At 72.2% G+C, this 18586-nt stretch carries 17 protein-coding genes and 1 pseudogene; 12 read left to right on the top strand and 6 right to left on the bottom strand.

All coding sequences use genetic code 11. The annotated features are described in order from the left end of the window. The first annotated feature begins 208 nt into the window (after positions 1–208). The 6 genes from ACIRR9_RS49745 to ACIRR9_RS49770 all read left to right on the top strand — a co-directional run bounded on the left by ACIRR9_RS49745 (position 209) and on the right by ACIRR9_RS49770 (position 6981). Positions 209–1390 (top strand): homogentisate 1,2-dioxygenase, encoded by a 1182-nt coding sequence (locus ACIRR9_RS49745; protein WP_403766731.1) that lies wholly within the window; start codon positions 209–211, stop codon positions 1388–1390. Then, on the top strand, positions 1387–2265 hold the full coding sequence (locus ACIRR9_RS49750) for a hypothetical protein (protein WP_403766734.1): 879 nt from the start codon (positions 1387–1389) through the stop codon (positions 2263–2265). Before ACIRR9_RS49745 ends, ACIRR9_RS49750 begins: the two co-directional genes overlap by 4 nt. Then, on the top strand, positions 2262–3458 hold the full coding sequence (gene fahA / locus ACIRR9_RS49755) for a fumarylacetoacetase (protein WP_403766737.1): 1197 nt from the start codon (positions 2262–2264) through the stop codon (positions 3456–3458). The genes ACIRR9_RS49750 and fahA overlap by 4 nt, the downstream gene beginning before the upstream one ends. Further along, positions 3458–4213, top strand: coding sequence for a CoA transferase subunit A (locus tag ACIRR9_RS49760; protein WP_403766740.1), 756 nt, complete (start codon positions 3458–3460; stop codon positions 4211–4213). Before fahA ends, ACIRR9_RS49760 begins: the two co-directional genes overlap by 1 nt. After that, on the top strand, positions 4210–4854 hold the full coding sequence (locus ACIRR9_RS49765) for a CoA transferase subunit B (protein ID WP_403766743.1): 645 nt from the start codon (positions 4210–4212) through the stop codon (positions 4852–4854). Before ACIRR9_RS49760 ends, ACIRR9_RS49765 begins: the two co-directional genes overlap by 4 nt. Positions 4855–5820: 966 nt before the next feature. After that, positions 5821–6981: an MFS transporter gene (locus tag ACIRR9_RS49770; protein ID WP_403766746.1), complete on the top strand. Its 1161-nt coding sequence runs from the start codon at positions 5821–5823 to the stop codon at positions 6979–6981. 41 nt (positions 6982–7022) lie between these two features. On the opposite strand, the gene ACIRR9_RS49775 is transcribed toward ACIRR9_RS49770, so the two are convergent. Beyond that, positions 7023–8768, bottom strand: coding sequence for an alpha/beta hydrolase (locus tag ACIRR9_RS49775; RefSeq protein ID WP_403766749.1), 1746 nt, complete (start codon positions 8766–8768; stop codon positions 7023–7025). Between the two features lie 303 nt (positions 8769–9071). Between ACIRR9_RS49775 and ACIRR9_RS49780 the strand changes: the two are divergent. The 3 genes and pseudogenes from ACIRR9_RS49780 to ACIRR9_RS49790 form a co-directional block, all read left to right on the top strand. Beyond that, positions 9072–9518: pseudogene (locus ACIRR9_RS49780) on the top strand (arginine deiminase family protein); the annotation flags it as partial. Between the two features lie 16 nt (positions 9519–9534). Continuing rightward, positions 9535–10242, top strand: coding sequence for a lysostaphin resistance A-like protein (locus ACIRR9_RS49785; protein WP_403766752.1), 708 nt, complete (start codon positions 9535–9537; stop codon positions 10240–10242). Between the two features lie 25 nt (positions 10243–10267). Continuing rightward, positions 10268–11002 (top strand): maleylpyruvate isomerase family mycothiol-dependent enzyme, encoded by a 735-nt coding sequence (locus ACIRR9_RS49790; RefSeq protein ID WP_403766755.1) that lies wholly within the window; start codon positions 10268–10270, stop codon positions 11000–11002. Positions 11003–11070: 68 nt separating this feature from the next. On the opposite strand, the gene ACIRR9_RS49795 is transcribed toward ACIRR9_RS49790, so the two are convergent. Beyond that, positions 11071–11463, bottom strand: a complete 393-nt coding sequence (locus ACIRR9_RS49795) for a MarR family transcriptional regulator (RefSeq protein ID WP_365341634.1) — start codon at positions 11461–11463, stop codon at positions 11071–11073. An 86-nt stretch (positions 11464–11549) separates the two neighbouring features. Between ACIRR9_RS49795 and ACIRR9_RS49800 the strand changes: the two genes are divergently transcribed. After that, the gene (locus ACIRR9_RS49800) at positions 11550–13028 is read left to right on the top strand and encodes an MFS transporter (protein WP_403766758.1); all 1479 of its coding nucleotides are present in this window, start codon (positions 11550–11552) and stop codon (positions 13026–13028) included. 73 nt (positions 13029–13101) lie between these two features. Further along, positions 13102–13386 (top strand): DUF6332 family protein, encoded by a 285-nt coding sequence (locus tag ACIRR9_RS49805; protein ID WP_403766760.1) that lies wholly within the window; start codon positions 13102–13104, stop codon positions 13384–13386. Here ACIRR9_RS49805 and ACIRR9_RS49810 read toward each other — a convergent pair. The 3 genes from ACIRR9_RS49810 to ACIRR9_RS49820 all read right to left on the bottom strand — a co-directional run bounded on the left by ACIRR9_RS49810 (position 13347) and on the right by ACIRR9_RS49820 (position 15995). Beyond that, positions 13347–14012: a response regulator gene (locus tag ACIRR9_RS49810; RefSeq protein ID WP_403766763.1), complete on the bottom strand. Its 666-nt coding sequence runs from the start codon at positions 14010–14012 to the stop codon at positions 13347–13349. The genes ACIRR9_RS49805 and ACIRR9_RS49810 overlap by 40 nt on opposite strands. Continuing rightward, positions 14009–15241, bottom strand: coding sequence for a sensor histidine kinase (locus ACIRR9_RS49815; protein WP_403766766.1), 1233 nt, complete (start codon positions 15239–15241; stop codon positions 14009–14011). Before ACIRR9_RS49815 ends, ACIRR9_RS49810 begins: the two co-directional genes overlap by 4 nt. Before the next feature lie 91 nt (positions 15242–15332). After that, positions 15333–15995 (bottom strand): TetR/AcrR family transcriptional regulator, encoded by a 663-nt coding sequence (locus ACIRR9_RS49820; RefSeq protein WP_384566043.1) that lies wholly within the window; start codon positions 15993–15995, stop codon positions 15333–15335. A 255-nt stretch (positions 15996–16250) separates the two neighbouring features. Between ACIRR9_RS49820 and ACIRR9_RS49825 the strand changes: the two genes are divergently transcribed. Next, positions 16251–17354, top strand: coding sequence for a medium chain dehydrogenase/reductase family protein (locus ACIRR9_RS49825; RefSeq protein ID WP_403766769.1), 1104 nt, complete (start codon positions 16251–16253; stop codon positions 17352–17354). Positions 17355–17367: 13 nt separating this feature from the next. Here the strand turns inward: ACIRR9_RS49825 and ACIRR9_RS49830 are convergent, their stop codons facing one another. Next, on the bottom strand, positions 17368–18561 hold the full coding sequence (locus tag ACIRR9_RS49830; protein ID WP_403766772.1) for a GDSL-type esterase/lipase family protein: 1194 nt from the start codon (positions 18559–18561) through the stop codon (positions 17368–17370). Positions 18562–18586: the final 25 nt, after the last annotated feature.

The raw sequence follows: 18586 nt of genomic DNA on the forward strand, positions 1-18586 counted from the left end.
GAAAACCGACACATCTTCTTCTGGCGCCACGTTAGGGCACGGGTGCCCGACCGCACATGATCACGGACGCGCAGGGGCGGAGCGCGACCTTGACTGGGCCGCCACCGGGACCTAATTTCGGCTTGTCGCTTCCATCGCACAAAAATGTGCGCTCAGCGCACATTCTCCAGCGCATGGCACCGCGACTCCGAGTCACGAGGAGAGAGACTTGCCGTACTACCACCGGGCGGGCGCGGTCCCGCCGAAACGTCACACCCAGCACCGTGACCCGGACGGGAACCTCTACTACGAGGAGCTGATGGGCGAGGAGGGCTTCTCCTCGGACTCCTCGCTGCTCTACCACCGGCACATACCGTCGGCGGTGCGGGAGTTCCGTGTCTGGGACCTCGGGGACCAGTCGCTGGTGCCCAACCACCCCCTGCTCCCCCGTCACCTCTCCACGCACAAGCTGTTCGCGGAGGGCGAGTCCGGCATCGACGCGGTGACCGGGCGCCGGCTGCTGCTGGGCAACGAGGACGTGCGGCTGGCGTACGTCGTGGCCGAGGCGGTGAGCCCGTACTACCGCAACGCGATCGGCGACGAGTGCCTGTACGTCGAGGCCGGTCGGGCACGGGTGGAGTCGGTCTTCGGCGACCTGGAGGCCGGCGACGGGGACTACGTGATCGTCCCGCGGGCGACCACGTACCGGATCGTTCCCGACGGGGTCGTACGGATCTACGTGATCGAGGCGAACTCGCACATCGGGCCGGTGCGGCGCTACCTCTCCCGGCACGGCCAGCTCCTGGAACACGCCCCCTACTGCGAGCGCGACTTCCGTCTCCCCGACGGGCCGAGGACCGTCGAGGGCGAGAACGTCGACGTGTACATCAAGCACCGGGGACCGGGCGGGGTCGCGGGGACCGTCCACACGGTGCCGAACCACCCCTTCGACGTGGTCGGCTGGGACGGCTGCCTCTACCCGTACGCGTTCAGCATCCGCGACTTCGAGCCGATCACGGGCCGGGTGCACCAGCCGCCGCCGGCCCACCAGGTCTTCGAGGGCCACAACTTCGTGGTCTGCAACTTCGTCCCGCGCAAGGTGGACTACCACCCGCTGGCCGTCCCGGTGCCGTACTACCACTCCAACGTCGACTCCGACGAGGTGATGTTCTACTGCGGCGGGGACTACGAGGCACGCAAGGGCTCCGGGATCGGGCAGGGCTCGATCTCGCTCCACCCGGGCGGCCATCCGCACGGTCCCCAGCCCGGTGCGATGGAACGGTCGATCGGGGCGGAGTTCTTCGACGAACTCGCGGTCATGGTCGACACCTTCCGGCCGCTGCAGCTCGGCGAGGCCACCCGCGCGACGGACGACGGAACGTACGTCTACTCCTGGGAGCCGAAGCGATGAGCGTGCCCCGGACGCCTGGGATTCCTCCGGTACTCGCCGGACTGTTCGACGACGCGGCGGTCTTCCCGCCCGGCAGTCTGCCGATCGAGGAGGCGGTCCCGGCCCACGTGGCGCACACCCGCAGCGCGCACGCCGGGCTGGTCGGGCCGTTCGTCCTCGCCGCCAAGGATCTCGACCGGCTCGCCGGTCTGACCAGCGCTCTCGCCGATGAGTCCTTCGACCTCTCGGTGACCGTGCCACTGCCGGATGTCTCCGCCGCGATCGCCGCGGCGGACCGGATCCCGGCCGTACGGCTGGTCGCGCTGGAGGTCTCCGTCCCGGACCTGGCCGCCGCCGAGGAGGTGGTCCCGGCCCTGGCCGAGGCGCTCGGCGAGCACGACACCGTCACCGTGTACGTGGAGGTACCGCGTGACGGCCGGCGCGACGCACTGCTCGCCGAACTCGCCGGGACCCCCTGTCTGGCCAAGTTCCGCACCGGAGGCGTACGCCCCGAGCTCTACCCGGACGAGCGCGAACTCGCGGCGACCGTCCTGGCGGCGGCGCGGACCGGGGTCGCGTTCAAGGCGACCGCGGGGCTGCATCACGCGCTGCGCAACACCGATCCGGAGACCGGTTTCGAGCAGCACGGCTTCCTCAACCTGCTGGTCGCCGTCGACGCGGCACTGCTGGGCGCCGAAGAGGCGGAACTGGTCCGGCTGTTGGCCGACCGCGACGGCAGGCGGGTCGCCGAGCGGGTCCGTGCCCTGTCGCCGCGGGTCCGTGACCTGTTCCGTTCCTTCGGCACCTGCTCCGTCGCCGAACCCGCCACCGAGTCGGCCGCGTTGGGGCTGCTGCCCGCCGCGGCCGTCGCCGACCTGACCGAGGTGTCCGCATGACCAGCACCATCCAGTTGACCGTCCCGGCCGACTCCCTGTTCGGCCTGGCCAACCTGCCCTACGGCGTCTACTCGGCACCCGGTCAGCTGCCGCGCGTGGCGACCCGTTACGGCGACCATGTCATCGACCTGGCCGTGCTGCTGGACGACGACGTCTTCGACCGGCCGAGCCTGAACGCCTTCATGGCCCAGGACCACACCCGCTGGGTGGAGGTCCGTGCCGCGATCACCGAGCGACTCCGGGGTCCGGTTCCCGCGGCGGCGGTCCACGACCTGGGTGCGGTGACGCTGCACCTTCCGTTCGAGGTCGCCGACTACGTGGACTTCTACGCCTCCGAGCATCACGCCGCCAACCTGGGCCGGCTGTTCCGGCCCGGCAGTCCCGAGCCGCTGATGCCGAACTGGAAGCACCTGCCGGTCGGTTACCACGGGCGGGCGGGCTCCGTCGTCGTCTCGGGCACCGACATCGTCCGGCCCTCGGGGCAGCGCAAGGGCCCCGAGGACCCGGCGCCGGTCTTCGGGCCCTCGACCCGGCTCGACATCGAGGCCGAGCTCGGCTTCGTCGTCGGAACCGGCAACGCCATGGGCGAGTCCATCGGCGCGGAGGACGCGGAGCGGCACATCTTCGGGGTGGTGCTCTTCAACGACTGGTCCGCGCGCGACATCCAGGCCTGGGAGTACGTCCCGCTCGGCCCCAACCTGGGCAAGTCCTTCGCCTCCACGATCTCGCCGTGGGTCGTTCCGCTGCTCGCCCTGGACGCCGCCCGGGTCCCGGTCCCGCCCCAGGAGCCGGCCGTCCTGCCGTACCTGCGGATGGCCCGGCCGTGGGGCCTGGACGTCGACCTCGCGGTCGAGTGGAACGGTCAGGTCGTCTCCCGGCCGCCGTACGCCGCGATGTACTGGTCCCCCGCCCAGATGCTGGCCCACCAGACCGTCAACGGCGCCCCCTCCCGCACCGGCGACCTGTTCGCCTCCGGCACCGTCTCGGGACCGGAGAAGGAGCAGCGCGGCGCCTTCATCGAACTGACCTGGGGCGGCAAGGAGCCCGTCACGGTGGGCGGCCGGCAGCGCACGTTCCTGGAGGACGGGGACGAGATCGTCCTCACCGCCACCGCCCCGGGCGCGGACGGAGTCCGGATCGGCTTCGGCGAGGCTCGCGGCCGGATCATCAGCAGCAAGCGTCGGGAGGCGTGATGAGCAAGACGGTGGCCTCGCCCGCCGAGGCGGTTGCCGACATCGCCTCGGGCAGCTCGCTGGCTGTCGGCGGGTTCGGGCTCTCCGGGATACCGGACCTCCTGATCGCGGCACTGGCCGAGCAGGGAGCCGACGGCCTGGAGGTCTTCTCCAACAACTGCGGCGTGGACGGGATCGGGCTCGGCATCCTGCTCGACCTCGGCCGGATCCGCCGGGTCACGGCGTCCTACGTCGGGGAGAACAAGGAGTTCGCCCGCCAGTATCTGTCCGGTGAGCTGGAGGTGGAGCTCACCCCGCAGGGCACGCTCGCCGAGCGGCTGCGAGCGGGCGGCTCCGGCATCCCCGCGTTCTACACCCCCGCGGGCGTGGGCACGCCGGTCGCCGAGGGCGGCCTGCCGTGGAAGTACGACCGGACAGGGAACGTCCTTGTCGCCTCACCGCCCAAGGAGGTCCGTGAGTTCCGCGGCCGCCGGTACGTCCTGGAGGAGGGCATCGTCGCCGACTTCGCGCTCGTGCACGCGCGGCTCGGCGACACCGACGGGAACCTCGTCTTCAACAAGGCGACGATGAACTTCAACCCCCTTGCAGCGATGGCGGGGCGGATCTGCGTCGCACAGGTCGAAGAACTCGTCGAGCCCGGTGGGATCGACCCCGCCCGGGTGCACCTGCCCGGCATCTACGTCCAGCGGATCGTCCACACCGGCCCGCAGACCAAGCACATCGAGAAGCGCACCGTCCGGGAGAGCGTGGCATGAGCGAGCAGCGGACCGGCTGGTCCCGGTCACAGATGGCGGCGCGCGCCGCGCGGGAACTCCGGGACGGCGAGTACGTCAACCTCGGCATCGGCCTGCCGACCCTGATCCCCAACTTCCTCGCGGAGGGCGTCCGGGTCACGCTCCACAGCGAGAACGGCATCCTCGGAACGGGCCCCTACCCGACCGACGACCAGGTCGACGCCGACCTGATCAACGCGGGAAAGGAGACCGTCACGGTCGGCCCGGGTGCGTCGTTCTTCGACTCCGCGCAGAGCTTCGGCATGATCCGCGGCGGCCACATCGACACCGCCGTGCTCGGGGGCATGCAGGTCTCCGGCACGGGTGACCTGGCCAACTGGATGGTGCCCGGGAAGATGGTCAAGGGAATGGGCGGCGCGATGGACCTGGTCCACGGCGCCAAGCGCGTCATCGTGCTCATGGAACACGTCGCCAAGGACGGCTCCCACAAGATCGTCGAGAGGTGCACCCTGCCGCTCACCGGGCAGGGGGTGGTACAGCGGATCATCACCGACCTGGCCGTGCTCGACGTCACGGCCGAGGGGTGCCGGCTTGTCGAACTGGCGCCCGGTGTCACCCTCGACGAGTTGTGCGAGAAGACGGGGACTCCTGTCTCGGCCTGACCCGCCACACGGCTGAACCGCCCCTCCCCGAGGCCATGCCGTCGGGAGGAACATCGACGAGGACGCTCTCCGCCACCGGCCCGCGACCCACACTGCGGCCGTGGCGTCCACGGCCGCGAGATCGGGCGGGGATACCTTCCTGCCCGGAGGGCGCCGCCAGGACGGACGCCTCGCGGGCCGGCAGCCCGGAGCCTGTGGTGGCGGAAGAACGGTCTCACGAAGGTCCGTTGCACCAGGTCCGTGCCGTCGTCGAGCGTGAGTCGGCGACCGGCGCGTGTCGGTCACCTCTGCCCTTGGGCCGAAGCCCACCCACGGCATGTACTCGGAGATGGGCGGATCGTCGTCACGCCGGGGAGACCGCGGCCCCTGTACGTCACCTCCGGTACAGGCCTCGCCCTGTATCCGGTTCCGGCGAGGTTGACCGACGGGAATCCACTGGGCACTTCCCGTGCGCCAGAAGAGCTTCATCTCCGTCATCTCACTTCATCCGGATCACCAGGCATCTGCGGTGATCGTCCTGGGGTGTTGCGGCTCGGGGCGGGGTACAGGGGGCACCGCGAAGCCCAGCCCCGAACATTTCAGTCCGACTGAAACTCGGGGCACAGTCGCACCGCCCCTGCTGGAACTGGAGCCTGCCCGGACTCCGGTTAAAGACAAACTGAAACCCTCCGAGGAGGAACGAGGAGCCGGTCACCGAAGGCTGGAGCACGGACGGCGACCCGGCCCTCGCGTTCAGGTGGTTCGACGTCCCGGATCTCGCCTCGGCGATCTGCGGCCCATTAGCCTCACAGGCGTCCTGGTCGAACGCGCCGAGACCCGCTTGATCACCGTGAGCGCAGTTTTCGGCGCCGGCATCCCGCTGCCCACTGACACTCCGACAGCTTCACAACACCCTTGTCCCGGTCCACGACCCTCACCTAGCCTGAGTTTGTGCCGCTAATAAACAAAGCCCGATCGCACACCGTCGTGCCGGGCAGTCCCCTCGCCCTCACCCGTCTCCGGATCGCGATCACCGCGTTCTTCGCCATGGACGGTTTCGTCTTCGCGGGGTGGGTGGTCCGGATCCCCGACATCAAGCACCAGACCCATGCCTCGGTCGGCGCACTGGGACTGGCTCTGCTCGGCGTCTCGGCCGGCGCGGTGATCACGATGACCCTCACGGGCCGGCTCTGCCGCCGGTACGGAAGCCACCCCGTGACAGTGGCCTGCGCGATCCTGCTGTCACTGAGCGTCGCCCTGCCGCCGCTCACCCACTCGGTACCGGCGCTCGGCGCGGTCCTGCTCATGTTCGGCGCCGCGTACGGCGGCCTGAACGTCGCCTTCAACAGCGCGGCCGTAGATCTGGTCGCCGCCCTCCGCCGGCCGATCATGCCGACCTTCCACGCGGCGTTCAGCCTGGGCGGCATGATCGGCGCGGGCCTCGGCGGCCTGGTCGCCGGCTCCCTCTCCCCCACCCGCCACCTCCTCGCCCTCACCGTGATCGGCCTGCTGGTCACGGCGGTCGCCGGCCGTACGCTCCTGCGGTACGACGTCCCGGTCCCGCACCCCGAGCGGCCCGCCGGCAGCGGCCGGCGCCGCCTGGACGCGCCCACCCGCCGGCGCGTCGTCGTGTTCGGCCTGATCGCCCTGTGCACGGCGTACGGCGAGGGGGCGATGGCCGACTGGGGCGCGCTGCATCTGCGGCAGGATCTGGATGCGTCCGCGGGTGTCGCCGCGGCCGGTTACACGTGTTTCGCGCTGGCCATGACGGCCGGCCGGGCGAGCGGGACGCGGCTGCTGGAGCGGTTCGGCCGGTCCAGGACCGTGGTCCTCGGTGGTGGCACGGCGGCGGCCGGGATGGTGCTCGGCTCCCTCGCGCCCTGGGTGTGGGCGGCTCTGCTCGGCTTCGCGGTGACCGGCCTGGGCCTGGCCAACCTGTTCCCGGTGGCGGTGGAACGGGCGGGAGCGCTGGCGGGCCCGTCGGGCGTCGCGACGGCGTCCACCCTGGGCTACGGCGGCATGCTGCTGGGCCCGCCGGCGATCGGCTTCATGGCGGCCTGGACGTCACTGCCGACGGCGTTGACGAGCGTGGCGGTACTGGCGGCATCGGCCGCACTGATCGGCGCGACGACCGGGCGAACAGCCTGAAGGGGCGCGGGGAACCGCGCGACCGGGCATGGCTGCCGGTCTCAGTCCAGCAACCCCGGTTCCGGCACCGACTCCAGCACCCCGGCCAGCCTCACCATGTCGGCCTCGCTCCACCCCGGCGGGCGCGTGATCCGCGCCCACGCGGTCGTCGGCATCGTCCCGTACCGGTGTCCGAAGCCGTCCGGCACGCTGTCCGCTCCGGCCAGATCGCACGCCACCTGCCAGAACGTCAGCAGCGGGTACCACTGCATCGCCGGTGACACGTCCCGGGCGCGCGGACGGTCCAGCCAGTCCGGCCGGTGGAGGGCCAGGTCGGGGGACCACCAGACGACCGGGTCGGAACCGTTCTGGAGGTAGACGGCCCGGGGTTCTCCCCAGGGTGCCGCGGGGACGGCGTAGTCCTTCGGCACCTGCGCGAAGCGGACGTTCGCGCCGTCGTCGACCACCGGGCGCCACTCGGGGCTGCCCGGCCGGCGCCGCGCGGTGAGCGTCTTCCAGAGCGGGTTGTCGTAGGTGGGCCCGACGAACAGCGCCCCGTCGGTCTCCTTGGTGAGCCTGGCCAGGGAGCCGTCGAGGGCGGACTCCATGGAGAAGGAGCCGAGGCTCTCGCCGTAGACGAGGAGCCTGGGGCGGGAGCCGGCGGGGAGGGTGCGCCACTTGTCGTAGACCGCGTCGAAGAGGGCCCGTCCGGTGTCGGCGGCCTCGTCCTCGGTGAGCGCGGAGACCCAGCTGGGCAGGTAGGAGTACTGCATGGCGACCTCGGCGGTGTCGCCGCCCCACATGTACTCCAGGGGCTTGCTGCCCTGGCCGTTGATCCAACCGGTGCCGGTCGTGCCCATGACGGCGAGGATCCTGCGGGAGAAGCCGCCGGTGCGTTCGAGTTCGCGTACGGCGAGGGCGGCGCGCTCGTCGAGGGTGGCGGCGGAGCGCAGGCCGACGTAGACACGTACCGGATCCTCGGCCGGGCGGCCGGTGAACGCGGTGATGTCGGCGCGGGTGGTGGCCGTACCGACGAAGTTGCGGCCCTGGGCGCCCAGGGTGTCCCAGTGGGCGGCGGACGCGGGGCTGCCGGAGAGGGTGCGCAGGCCGGGCTGGTGGACGCCCTCGGCGGTGCCCTTGTCGGCGAGGGACGCGCCGCTCTCGATCGCGTCCAGTGCCGCGTTCAGCAGGAAGCCCTGGACGACTCCGACGATCACGAAGGCGGCGAGCACGACTCCGGTGGCGTACGCGACGGGGCGCGGGATCAGCGCGTCGAACGCACGGGCGACGATGCGGGTGCCGAGCCGTACCGTACGGGCGATCAGGAGCAGCAGTGCTCCGACGAGCGCGGCCACGAGCGGGACGAATACCCACTGCCACCAGACCACCTGAGGGGGCAGGGTCACCGCCCGGCGGACCTGGCCCTCCCAGCGGACGCTCCAGGCGGTGACGGTGACGATCGCCGCGATCCCGAGCACCCCCAGGGCCGCCCCTGTGACCCTGCGGACGTGCGGGCGGATACGGACGCCCGCCCAGCGGAGCAGGAACCGGGCGAATGTCTGCAGTACGGCGCCGACGGCGTAGCCGAAGGCCGCCGAGACGCCGGCGGCGAGTCCCTGGAGCCACCAGGAGCGCGGGAGCAGGGACGGGGTGAGGGACAGGCAGTAGCACAGGACCGCCACGGCCATCCCGCCCGGGCACGGCCGTCGCCGGACCACCCGGTCGGGGCCCGCGTGCCGGCGCACCCGCTCCGCCGCCCCGCGGGCCCAGTCCCTCGTACGCTTCAGCGCCCTGCCCGCAACACTCACTTGGCCACCTCGGGACCACGATCGGCCACCGCGCCTGCCGTCGCATCCCGAAGATCCCTCCGGTCGCTCCGCTCGGCCGAACAAATGGTGCAGAGCGTCATGGGACATTCCATCGTTGTGGGCATGGCCCAGGCCCAGACAACCGAGAGTCCCCGCTCCACGCCGCCTGCGGCCGGACCGACGCCGCCCACGCCGACCGCGATGGTGGTCGGCTCGATGGTCGGCGCCGGTGTGTTGTCGCTGCCGTGCCGCTTCACCGAGGAGACCGGAGTCGCGGGCGGGTTGATCGCCTGGGTGATCGCGGGCACGGGCCTGCTGATGCCGGCCCTGGTCTTCCGGTCGCTCGCGCTGCGGCGGGCGGCCCCGGATGCCGGTGTGCACGCCTGTGACAACGGTGCGGCCAAGCACGTCGTCGTCGCCGGGATGCCCAGGCCGCGGTCGCCGACCGACGAGGGCCCGGCCGCGTTCGTCGACGTGGTCGCCAAGGCGCTGGGGCCACCGGAGCCGGGTGCGGTGGAGACCGGTGGTGGCGTCCACGCCTCCCGGCGGCAGCAGTGGGACAGCGGGAACACCGCGGTCGCGCCGGAGCCGGGCGTGGTCTTCACCTGTGACCGCGACACCCGGACCAACTCCCTGCTCCGCGAGGCGGGCGTCGAGGTCGTCACCATCGTCGGCGCCGGACTGGGCCGGGAGCGCGGCGGCGGGCACTGCATGCCCTGCCCGCCGGTGCGCGACCCGGTCGAGTTCTGACCCGCCCGGCCCAAGGATGCCGCTTCCCCGGCTCCCCACCCGGACGGCGCTGGTGGCCGTGCTGGCCGTGCTGGTGCCGGTGAACCTGCTCAACAACCGCTGGGCCCCGTCCTGGATCCTGCTCACCGCGGTGGTCGCCTCGGCCGTCCTGGTGGCGCTGCTGTTCTGGGCAGGGGGCAGCTGGCAGGAGCTGGGGCTGGGCGCGAACACCCTCGCGGACGGGGTGCGTTGGGCCGTCGCCCTGATCGGGATCGTCGCGGCGGTCTATCTGTGCGCGGCCCTTCTCCCGGTCACCCGCGAGCTGTTCGAGGATCAGCGGACCGATGCGCTGGACGGCTCGGGGATCGCCTTCGAGGTGCTGGTCGCGGTGCCCGTGGGGACGGTGCTGCTGGAGGAGATCGCGTTCCGCGGCGTCCTGTTCGCGCTGCTGCGCCGGCTGCGCACGGCGACGACGGCCGCCGTCCTCTCCTCCGTCCTCTTCGGTCTCTGGCACATCCTGCCGTCGCTGAACCTCGGCAGGGACAAGCCGACGCTGGGTTCTCTCTTCGGGCACTCGGTCGCCGGTGCGGTCCTGGTGGACATCGGAGCCGTGCTGTTCACCGCCGCGGCGGGCTGTCTGCTGTGCTGGCTGCGCGACCGCAGCGGCTCGCTGCTGGCGCCGATGGCCCTGCACTGGGCGGTCAACGCCCTGGGGTACACGGTGGGTTTCCTGCTGCGCCGGTGACGGCGGCATGGGGCAGACTCACGGCATGGAGACTGCCGAGTTCCTTCGGATCCTGGACCGGGAGGGCGGGGCGCTGGCCGCGGCCGCCCTGGCGGCGGGGCTCGACGCCGACGTGCCGACCTGCCCGGGCTGGCAGGTGCGCGACCTGCTGCGGCACACGGGCACGATCCACCGCTGGGCGGCCGGTGTCGTCGCCGACGCCCATCCCGAACGCCGTCCCTTCCCGGACCCGCCGGCCCTCGACGGCACCGAGCTGATCAGCTGGTACCGGGACGGGCACCGTGGCCTTGTCGACACCCTGGCCACCGCACCGCGGAATGTGGAGTGCTGGACCGTGCACCCGGCGCCGGCCTCCTCGCCACTGGCCTTCTGGGCCCGCCGGCAGGCCCATGAGACGACCGTCCACCGGTACGACGCCGAGGCGGCGCGTGGCGGCCCGGCCTCCCCGATCGGCAGGGACTTCGCGGTCGACGGCATCGACGAACTGCTGCGCGGCTTCCACGCCCGCCCACGCAGCCGGCTGCGCACCGGGGTCCCGCGGGTGCTGCGGGTGCGCGCCCTGGACGCGGACGCCGCCTGGACCGTACGGCTGTCACCCGAGCCGCCCGTGACGGAGCCCGGCGCAGTCTGCGAGGCGATCACCGAACTCGCCGGTCCCGCCGACCGGTTGTATCTGGGGCTGTGGAACCGGGTGCCCGTGCCGAGGGTGACCGGCGATCCCGAACTGGCCGAACTGTGGCGTACGAAGTCCGGAATCTGACCGGCCGGGAACTCACCGCCGGAATCCGACCGGCCGGGATGTGACCGGGCGGGATGTGACCGGGCGGTTCAGCTCGCCAGCATCCGGGTCAGCACCGCGCGCTGCACCGGCAGCACCTCGCCGTGCAGGGTGCGGCCCTTTCCGGTGAGCGCCACCCGGACACCCCGCCGGTCCTCCGCGCACATGGCCCGCTCGACCAGGCCGTCCTTCTCCAGCCGGGCGATCAGCCTGGACAGCGCGCTCTGGCTGAGGTGCACGCGCTCGGCGATCTCCTGGACGCGGAAGCTGCAGGCGCCGTCCGCCGCCCGGCCGTCGGAGAGCAGGTCGAGAACCTCGAAGTCGCTGGCGCACAGGCCGTGGCCGTGCAGGGCGCGGTCGAGCTCGCACTGGGTGCGGGCGTGCAGCGCCAGAATGTCCCGCCACTGCTCCACGAGCGCCTGTTCGGGCTTGTTCGCCGCCATCCCGGCACCGTAGCAGAGAATCGAGTTTGTTGCATCGTAATTAAATGCGTTTGCATTCAATGCAGGTGCATGTAGTGTCTCTGGCCATGACCTCTCCGCTCACCGCCCCCGCTTCAGAGGGACGCTGGACTCCCCGCCTCTGGGGCACTCTGCTGGTGCTCTGCGCCGCGATGTTCCTCGACGCCCTGGACGTGTCGATGGTCGGCGTCGCCCTCCCGTCGATCGGCTCCGACCTGCACCTGTCGACCTCGACCCTGCAATGGATCGTCAGCGGCTACATCCTGGGCTACGGCGGCCTGCTCCTGCTCGGCGGCCGTACGGCCGACCTGCTCGGCCGGCGCCAGGTGTTCCTGGTGGCCCTCGGCGTCTTCGCACTCGCCTCCCTGCTCGGCGGCCTGGTCGACTCGGGCCCGCTGCTGATCGCCAGCCGGTTCATCAAGGGCCTGAGCGCGGCCTTCACCGCTCCGGCCCGCCTCTCGATCATCACCACCACGTTCCCGGAGGGCCCGCTGCGCAACCGCGCCCTCTCCATCTACACCACCTGCGCGGCCACCGGCTTCTCCATGGGCCTGGTGCTGTCCGGCCTGCTCACCGAGGCCAGCTGGCGCTTCACCATGCTGCTGCCCGCCCCGATCGCCCTGATCGCGCTCCTCGCCGGCCTGAAGCTGCTGCCGCGCAGCTCCCGCGAACGCGACCACAACGGCTACGACATCCCCGGCGCCGTCCTCGGCACCGCCTCGATGCTGCTGCTGGTGTTCACGGTGGTGGAGGCTCCGCAGGTCGGCTGGGCGTCGGCCCGCACCCTGCTCTCCTTCCTCGCGGTCGCCGTCCTGCTGACCGTCTTCGTCCGGATCGAGCGCCGCTCCCCCGGCCCGCTCGTCCGCCTCGGCGTGCTGCGCTCGGGCACCCAGATCCGTGCCCAGCTCGGCGCGGTCGCCTTCTTCGGCTCGTACGTCGGCTTCCAGTTCCTGACCACCCTCTACATGCAGTCGCTGCTCGGCTGGTCCGCGCTGCACACCGCGCTGGCCTTCCTGCCGGCGGGCGCACTGGTGGCAGTGTCGTCGACCAAGGTCGGGGCGATCGTGGACCGCTTCGGCACCCAGCGCCTGATAGCGGCCGGCTTCGCGCTGATGGTCCTCGGATACGCCCTGTTCCTGCGCGTCGACCTCACCCCGGTCTACGCGGCGGTGATCCTGCCGTCGATGCTGCTCATCGGCGCGGCCTGCGCGCTGGTCTTCCCCTCGCTCAACATCCAGGCCACCAACGGCGTCGACGACCACGAGCAGGGCATGGTCTCCGGCCTTCTCAACACCTCGGTGCAGGTGGGCGGCGCGATCTTCCTGGCGATCGTCACCGCCGTGGTCACGGCTGGTGCGCCCGCCCATGCGACGGCGCAGGCGGTGCTCGACAGCTACCGTCCGGGCTTCATGGTGGTCACGGGTGTGGCCCTCGCCGGGCTGCTGATCACGCTGCCGGGGCTGCGCACCCGGCGTCCGCAGCGGCAGACCGTCGTGATCGCCAGGTCCACCTCCCTGGAGGCGGAGCGCGTGTCCGTGCGCGACTGAGGGGGAGGCCTGCGAACATGCGCCCGGCGGGGCCTTGTTGCTCCGCCGGGCGCACGGCTGTGAGACTGGCGGGATGACGAGTCACGGGGGACGGCGCGGTCAGGCCGAGCGGGACGCGATCACCGTCGAGATCGGCTACGCGCTGTGCAGTGCGGTGTTCGCGGCGGCGGTCGTCTTCGGAGCGGTGGCCGGCCCGGCGCTGCTGTTCCGGCTGCCCGCCGTTTTCGAACGCGTTCTGCCCCTTGTGGGGGTGGTGCTCGCCGCCGTGCTGTTCCTCGCCCGGGTCGTCAGTGTGCTCGTCCGCTTCCGGCGCTCGTCTCAGCCCAGCCAGCCCGGCCGCACCAGCCCCGACTCATAGGCCAGGACGACCAGTTGGGCCCGGTCACGGGCGCCCAGCTTGACCATCGTGCGGCTCACATGGGTCTTGGCGGTGAGGGGGCTGACCACCAGGCGGCGGGCGATCTCCTCGTTGGACAGGCCGATGCCGACCAGGGCCATCACCTCCCGCTCCCGCTCGGTGAGCCGGGCGAGGGCGTCGGCGGCGGCCGGCTCCTTGGAACGTGCGGCGAACTCCGCGATCAGCCGCCGCGTCACCCCCGGCGACAGCAGCGCGTCGCCGTCCACCACCGCCCTGACGGCGCGCACCAGTTCCTCCGGTTCGGTGTCCTTGACCAGGAAGCCGGAGGCACCGGAGCGGATCGCCTCGAAGACGTACTCGTCCAACTCGAACGTCGTCAGCATCACCACCCTGACGTCCGCCAGTTCCTCCTCCCCGGTGATACGGCGGGTCGCCGCCAGGCCGTCGAGCCGCGGCATCCGGATGTCCATCAGGACGACGTCGGGGCGCAGTTCCCGTACCTTGCGCACCGCCTCCTCGCCGTCGGCCGCCTCCCCTGCCACCTCGATGTCCGGCTGCGCGTCGAGCAGCGCCCGGAAACCCGCCCGCACCAGCGACTGGTCGTCCGCGAGCAGTACCCGGATCATCGGTCCTCCCTGTCGTCCACCGGCAGTACGGCGAGCACCCTGAAGCCGCCGTCGGCACGCGGTCCCGCCTCGATCGTGCCACCCAGCGCGGCCGCCCGCTCCCGCATCCCGGCCAGCCCGTTCCCGCTGCCGCCGGCGTCCTCGCCGGTCGCGGGCCCGTCGTCGTCGATCCGCAACCGCAGCTCCCCGCCGCCGGGTTCGAGCAGCACACGCGCGTGCCGCGAACCCGAGTGCCGTACCACATTGGTGAGCGCCTCCTGCACGATCCGGAAGGCGGCCAGGTCGGCGCCGGGCGGCAGCCGCGGCGGCTCCCCCTCCACCGTCACCGTGAGCCCGGCACTCGCCGCCTGTTCGACCAGTTCCGGCAGCCGCCCGAGGCCGGGCGCCGGTGTGCGCGGGGCGTCTCCCGGCGCGCGCAGGGTGTCGAGCACCTGGCGGACCTCGCCGAGCGCCTCCTTGCTGGCGGCCTTGATGGTGGTGAGCGCGGCCCGGGCCTGCTCCGGGTCGGAGTCCAGGAGCGCGAGGCCCATCCCGGCCTGGACGTTGATGACGGAGATGCTGTGGGCCAGCACGTCGTGCAACTCGCGGGCGATGCGCAGCCGTTCCTCGTCCGCGCGCCGCCGGGCGGCCTGCGCACGGTCGGCCCGCTCCCGCGCCCACTGCTCCCGCCGGACCCGGGCCAGCTCCGCCACGGAGACGATGATCAGCACCCAGGTGGCGATGACCATCTCCAGGCCGAGGTTCGCGCCCCTGTCGTCCGGTGGCGGCAGCAGGCGGTACAGCCAGAGCGAGATCAGCAGGTGGCCGGCCCACAGCATCCCGACGGCCGCCCAGGCGGCCCGGCGGTGCTCGGCGACGATCGCGCTGAAACAGGCCACGGCGACGGCCGCGAAGATCGGCCCGTACGGGTATCCGGCGGCGAGGTAGACCAGGGCGAGCCCCGCCGTGCCGAACGCCACCGGCACCGGGTGCCGGTGCCGCCACAGCAGCAGGACACAGGTGGCCAGGAGCAGCAGGCGGGCCGGCACGTCGAGGTGTTCGCGGTGCGGCTGCTGGTGGGCGGCGAAGTTCGAGCCCACCAGCACCAGGACAGTGAGCACCACGGTGGAGCGCCACGGCAGGCGGGCGCGCGACGGCTCGGTGGCACCGTGGTCGGCGCGGTGCCACCACGGCGGCCCGTAGCGCCACCATTGCGCGGGGCCGCGCTCCCGTACGCGCTGCTCGTCCATGCCCGCCACGCTAGACGGCGCCGGCCCGGGCGGGCGTCGGCCCGGCGAGGTGATCACGCGTACTCCCCGGGGAGTAGACCGCCGCTCCTGGTCAGCGCCCGGACGCCAGCTCCGCCACCTCGGCGTCGAACAGCCGCTCCTGGTCGAAGCCCATGCCCGTGAAGTGCCCGGCGAGTTCGAGGGAGAGCACGCCGTGCATCCGGGTCCAGAACGCCAGCGCCCGGCGCAGCACCCCCGGCGGCGCGGGGTGGTCGCCGGCCCATCGGCGGTGCTGGGAGAGGTGCGCGGTGAATCCTGCGGAGGCCGGTGCCGGCGCCTCGGGCTCGGCCGCCGCGCAGACGTCGAGCAGGGCCGCCATGATCTCCTGGGCGATCGAGGTGATGTCGTCCGGCGCGTGATAGCCGGGGACCGGGGTCCCGTAGACGAGGAAGTACCGCTGGGGGTCCTCCAGCGCCCAGCGGCGCAGGGCGTGGGCGAGGCCCTCGATACCGGCACCGGAGTCCGCGGCGGCACGGAAGGTGTCGGCCAGGCCGCGGTAGGCGTCCCGGATCAGTTCGGTGATCAGCTCGTCGCGGCTGCCGAAGTAACGGTAGAGAGCGGGGCCGCTCATGCCCAGTTCCTTGGCGATCGCGTTCAGGGACAGGCCCGACGCGCCGGACTTGGCCAGCTGCTCCCAGGCGCGCGCCTTGATGTCCGCCCGTACCTGGCTCCGGTATCGCTCGCGGGGGCTCACCGCGTCCGCGTCTGCCGCCATGACCTTCACGCTCCTCTCGCCCTGACCTGCCGAGCTTCCGAGTTCCTGGGTCTCCGGGTGCCCGGGGGCTCCCGGGCTTCCCGAGCTTCAGGGTTGTTTCAACCTATCACTCACGAGAGTAGCTCTAACGGTCGCAATGACAACCCCCATCGCGAGAGCTTGACACCATCGAGAGCAGGAGTCATGTTTGTTATAGCTTCTAACTCAAGCGAGTAGCTCTCTCGCTTGCGAATGCATCTACACACGGAGGTCGTCATGGGAACTGCAGGAATCGCCGGAACCGCAGGAACCGCCGGAAGCGCCCAGCTCGTCGAGATCGTCCTGCCGGGCGTCGTGGAGCCGGACGGGCTGCTGATCCGGCGCCGGGAGATCCCGGCCCCGGGCCCCGGGCAGATCGTCGTCCGGATGGAGGCCACCGGCGTCTCCTTCGCGGAGCAGCAGATGCGCCGCGCCCGCTACTACGACCAGCCGCCCTTCCCCTTCGTCCCCGGCTACGACCTGGTCGGTACGGTGCTCACGGCCGGCGAGGGTGTCGCGCCGGCGCTCCTCGGCAAGCGGGTGGCGTCACTGGTGAAGGTCGGCGGCTGGGCCACTCACGTGGTGCTGGACGCGGCCGATGCCGTGGAGGTGCCCGCCGGGGTCGGCGCGGCGGAGGCCGAGACGCTGGTGGTCAACGGCATCACGGCCTGGCAGATGCTGCACCGCAGGGCCAGGGTGCGCGAGGGCGGCACGATCCTGGTGCACGGCGCCAACGGCGGGGTCGGCACGGTCCTCGTCCAGCTCGCCCGCGCGGCGGGTCTGCGGGTGATCGGCACCGCCTCCGCCCGTCACCACGACGCGCTGCGGGAACTGGGCGCGACCCCGGTCGACTACCGCGCCGAGGACGTTCCGGCGCGGGTCCGCGAACTGGCGCCCGGCGGTGTCGACGCCGTCTTCGACCACCTCGGCGGCCGCAGTGTCGTCGACTCCTGGCGGCTCCTCGCCCCGGGCGGCACCCTCGTCGCGTACGGCAGCGCCACCACCCGGGACGACTCGGGCTCCAAGCAGTTGCCCGTGCTGAAGATCCTCGGCCGGGTGTGGCTGTGGAACGCGCTGCCCAACGGCCGGCACGCGTACTTCTTCAACGTCTGGGCGGGCCGCGCCCTGAACAAGGACCGCTTCCGGGCCCGCCTCGGCGCCGACCTCACCCAGGTGTTCCGGGCCCTCCAGCGCGGCGAGGTCTCCGCGCGCATCGCCGCCCGGCTGCCTCTCACCCGGGCGGCCGAGGCCCTGCGGCTCGCCGAGTCGGGGACCGTGGCGGGGAAGGTCGTGCTGATCCCGGACAGCGGGGACGGGGCGACCGCCACCCCGGCGCAGTGAGGTGCCCGTCGGCTCAGCGGCCGCTGGCCGCGAACGCCCCGCCCGCCGCGAAGGCCAGCCCGGCGAAGCGTTCGCCGATCCGGCGGTGGGTGGCCGCGTCCGGGTGGAGCTGGTCGGGCAGCGGGAGTTCGGCGGCGTCGGCCTCGCCGTAGAGGGCCCGGCCGTCGAGGTGGTGGAGGTGCGGGTCCTCGGCCGAGCGCTGGGCGACGATCCGGGCCAGTTCGTCCCGGATGACGGCCAGGGTGAGTTTGCCGTTCGCGCGGTCGGCCGGGTCGCCGGCCGCCGTGAAGGTGAGCCGGCCCTCGCCGAAGGCGCTCAGGTCCATGGCCGTGGGGCCGGGCGTGTCCTCGTGGATGGGGCACAGGATCGGCGACACGACCAGCAGCGGAGTCTCCGGGTGTCCCTCGCGGACGGTGTCGAGGAAACCGTGGACGGCGGGGCCGAAGGCGCGCAGCCGCATCAGGTCGGCGTTGACGACGTTGATGCCGAGTTTCAGGCTGATCAGGTCGGCGGGGGTGTCCCGTACGGCGCGGGCGGTGAACGGGTCGAGCAAGGCGCTGCCGCCCAGCCCCAGGTTGACCAGTTCCACTCCGGCCAGCGAGGCCGCGAGGGCGGGCCAGATACTGGTGGGGCTCGCGGCGTCGGAGCCGTGGCTGATGGAACTCCCGTGGTGGAGCCAGACCTTGCGGCCGCGGTCGGATACGGCGGCGAGCGGGGTGTCGGTGCGCAGCGCGACCAGTTCGGTGGTCTCGTTGTGCGGCAGCCAGATCTCGACGTCCTTGTCCGCCGCGGGCAGGCCGGTGAAGCGGAGGGTGCCGACCGGGCCCGGGCGCACCTCCGTCGTCCCTGCGCTCATGTCGATGACCTGGACCCTGCCGCCGGTCACCACGCCCTGACCGGTCAGGGCGCCGTCGACGAGCAGGTCGTAGACGCCGTCCGGGCGGGGCGGGGCACCGACGTAGAGCCGCTTGGTGGGCAGGGTGTCCAGTTCCACGGCGGTGGCGCGGGTGCGGAACACCAGTCGTACGCCGGAGGGCTGGGACTCGACCATGGCGAGTTGCGGGTCGGCGCACTGGGCGCGGGCCCGGGCCGGGAGCCGGTGCGGCAGGATGCCGTGCTCCGTGCGCTCCAGATCGAGGGCTCCGCGCAGGAGGTCGGGGGTGATCGGGGTGGTGATCCAGCGGGGGTCGCGGTGGTCGGTGCTCATCGCCTCTGCCTCGGGAGCTTGCGGA

Origin of the sequence: Streptomyces sp. NPDC101234, from assembly GCF_044767525.1 — a bacterium.
GTDB classification, from domain to species: Bacteria; Actinomycetota; Actinomycetes; order Streptomycetales; family Streptomycetaceae; genus Streptomyces; species Streptomyces sasae.

Excerpts from the sequence above, each read along its gene's own strand:
- ACIRR9_RS49750 (WP_403766734.1), top strand. The coding sequence starts at position 1,387 with ATGAGCGTGCCCCGGACGCCTGGGATTCCTCCGGTACTCGCCGGACTG.
- fahA (WP_403766737.1), top strand. The coding sequence starts at position 2,262 with ATGACCAGCACCATCCAGTTGACCGTCCCGGCCGACTCCCTGTTCGGC.
- ACIRR9_RS49760 (WP_403766740.1), top strand. The coding sequence starts at position 3,458 with ATGAGCAAGACGGTGGCCTCGCCCGCCGAGGCGGTTGCCGACATCGCC.
- ACIRR9_RS49765 (WP_403766743.1), top strand. The coding sequence starts at position 4,210 with ATGAGCGAGCAGCGGACCGGCTGGTCCCGGTCACAGATGGCGGCGCGC.
- ACIRR9_RS49785 (WP_403766752.1), top strand. The coding sequence starts at position 9,535 with ATGCCGCTTCCCCGGCTCCCCACCCGGACGGCGCTGGTGGCCGTGCTG.
- ACIRR9_RS49790 (WP_403766755.1), top strand. The coding sequence starts at position 10,268 with ATGGAGACTGCCGAGTTCCTTCGGATCCTGGACCGGGAGGGCGGGGCG.
- ACIRR9_RS49795 (WP_365341634.1), bottom strand. The coding sequence starts at position 11,463 with ATGGCGGCGAACAAGCCCGAACAGGCGCTCGTGGAGCAGTGGCGGGAC.
- ACIRR9_RS49800 (WP_403766758.1), top strand. The coding sequence starts at position 11,550 with ATGACCTCTCCGCTCACCGCCCCCGCTTCAGAGGGACGCTGGACTCCC.
- ACIRR9_RS49805 (WP_403766760.1), top strand. The coding sequence starts at position 13,102 with ATGACGAGTCACGGGGGACGGCGCGGTCAGGCCGAGCGGGACGCGATC.
- ACIRR9_RS49810 (WP_403766763.1), bottom strand. The coding sequence starts at position 14,012 with ATGATCCGGGTACTGCTCGCGGACGACCAGTCGCTGGTGCGGGCGGGT.
- ACIRR9_RS49815 (WP_403766766.1), bottom strand. The coding sequence starts at position 15,241 with ATGGACGAGCAGCGCGTACGGGAGCGCGGCCCCGCGCAATGGTGGCGC.
- ACIRR9_RS49820 (WP_384566043.1), bottom strand. The coding sequence starts at position 15,995 with ATGGCGGCAGACGCGGACGCGGTGAGCCCCCGCGAGCGATACCGGAGC.
- ACIRR9_RS49825 (WP_403766769.1), top strand. The coding sequence starts at position 16,251 with ATGGGAACTGCAGGAATCGCCGGAACCGCAGGAACCGCCGGAAGCGCC.
- ACIRR9_RS49830 (WP_403766772.1), bottom strand. The coding sequence starts at position 18,561 with ATGAGCACCGACCACCGCGACCCCCGCTGGATCACCACCCCGATCACC.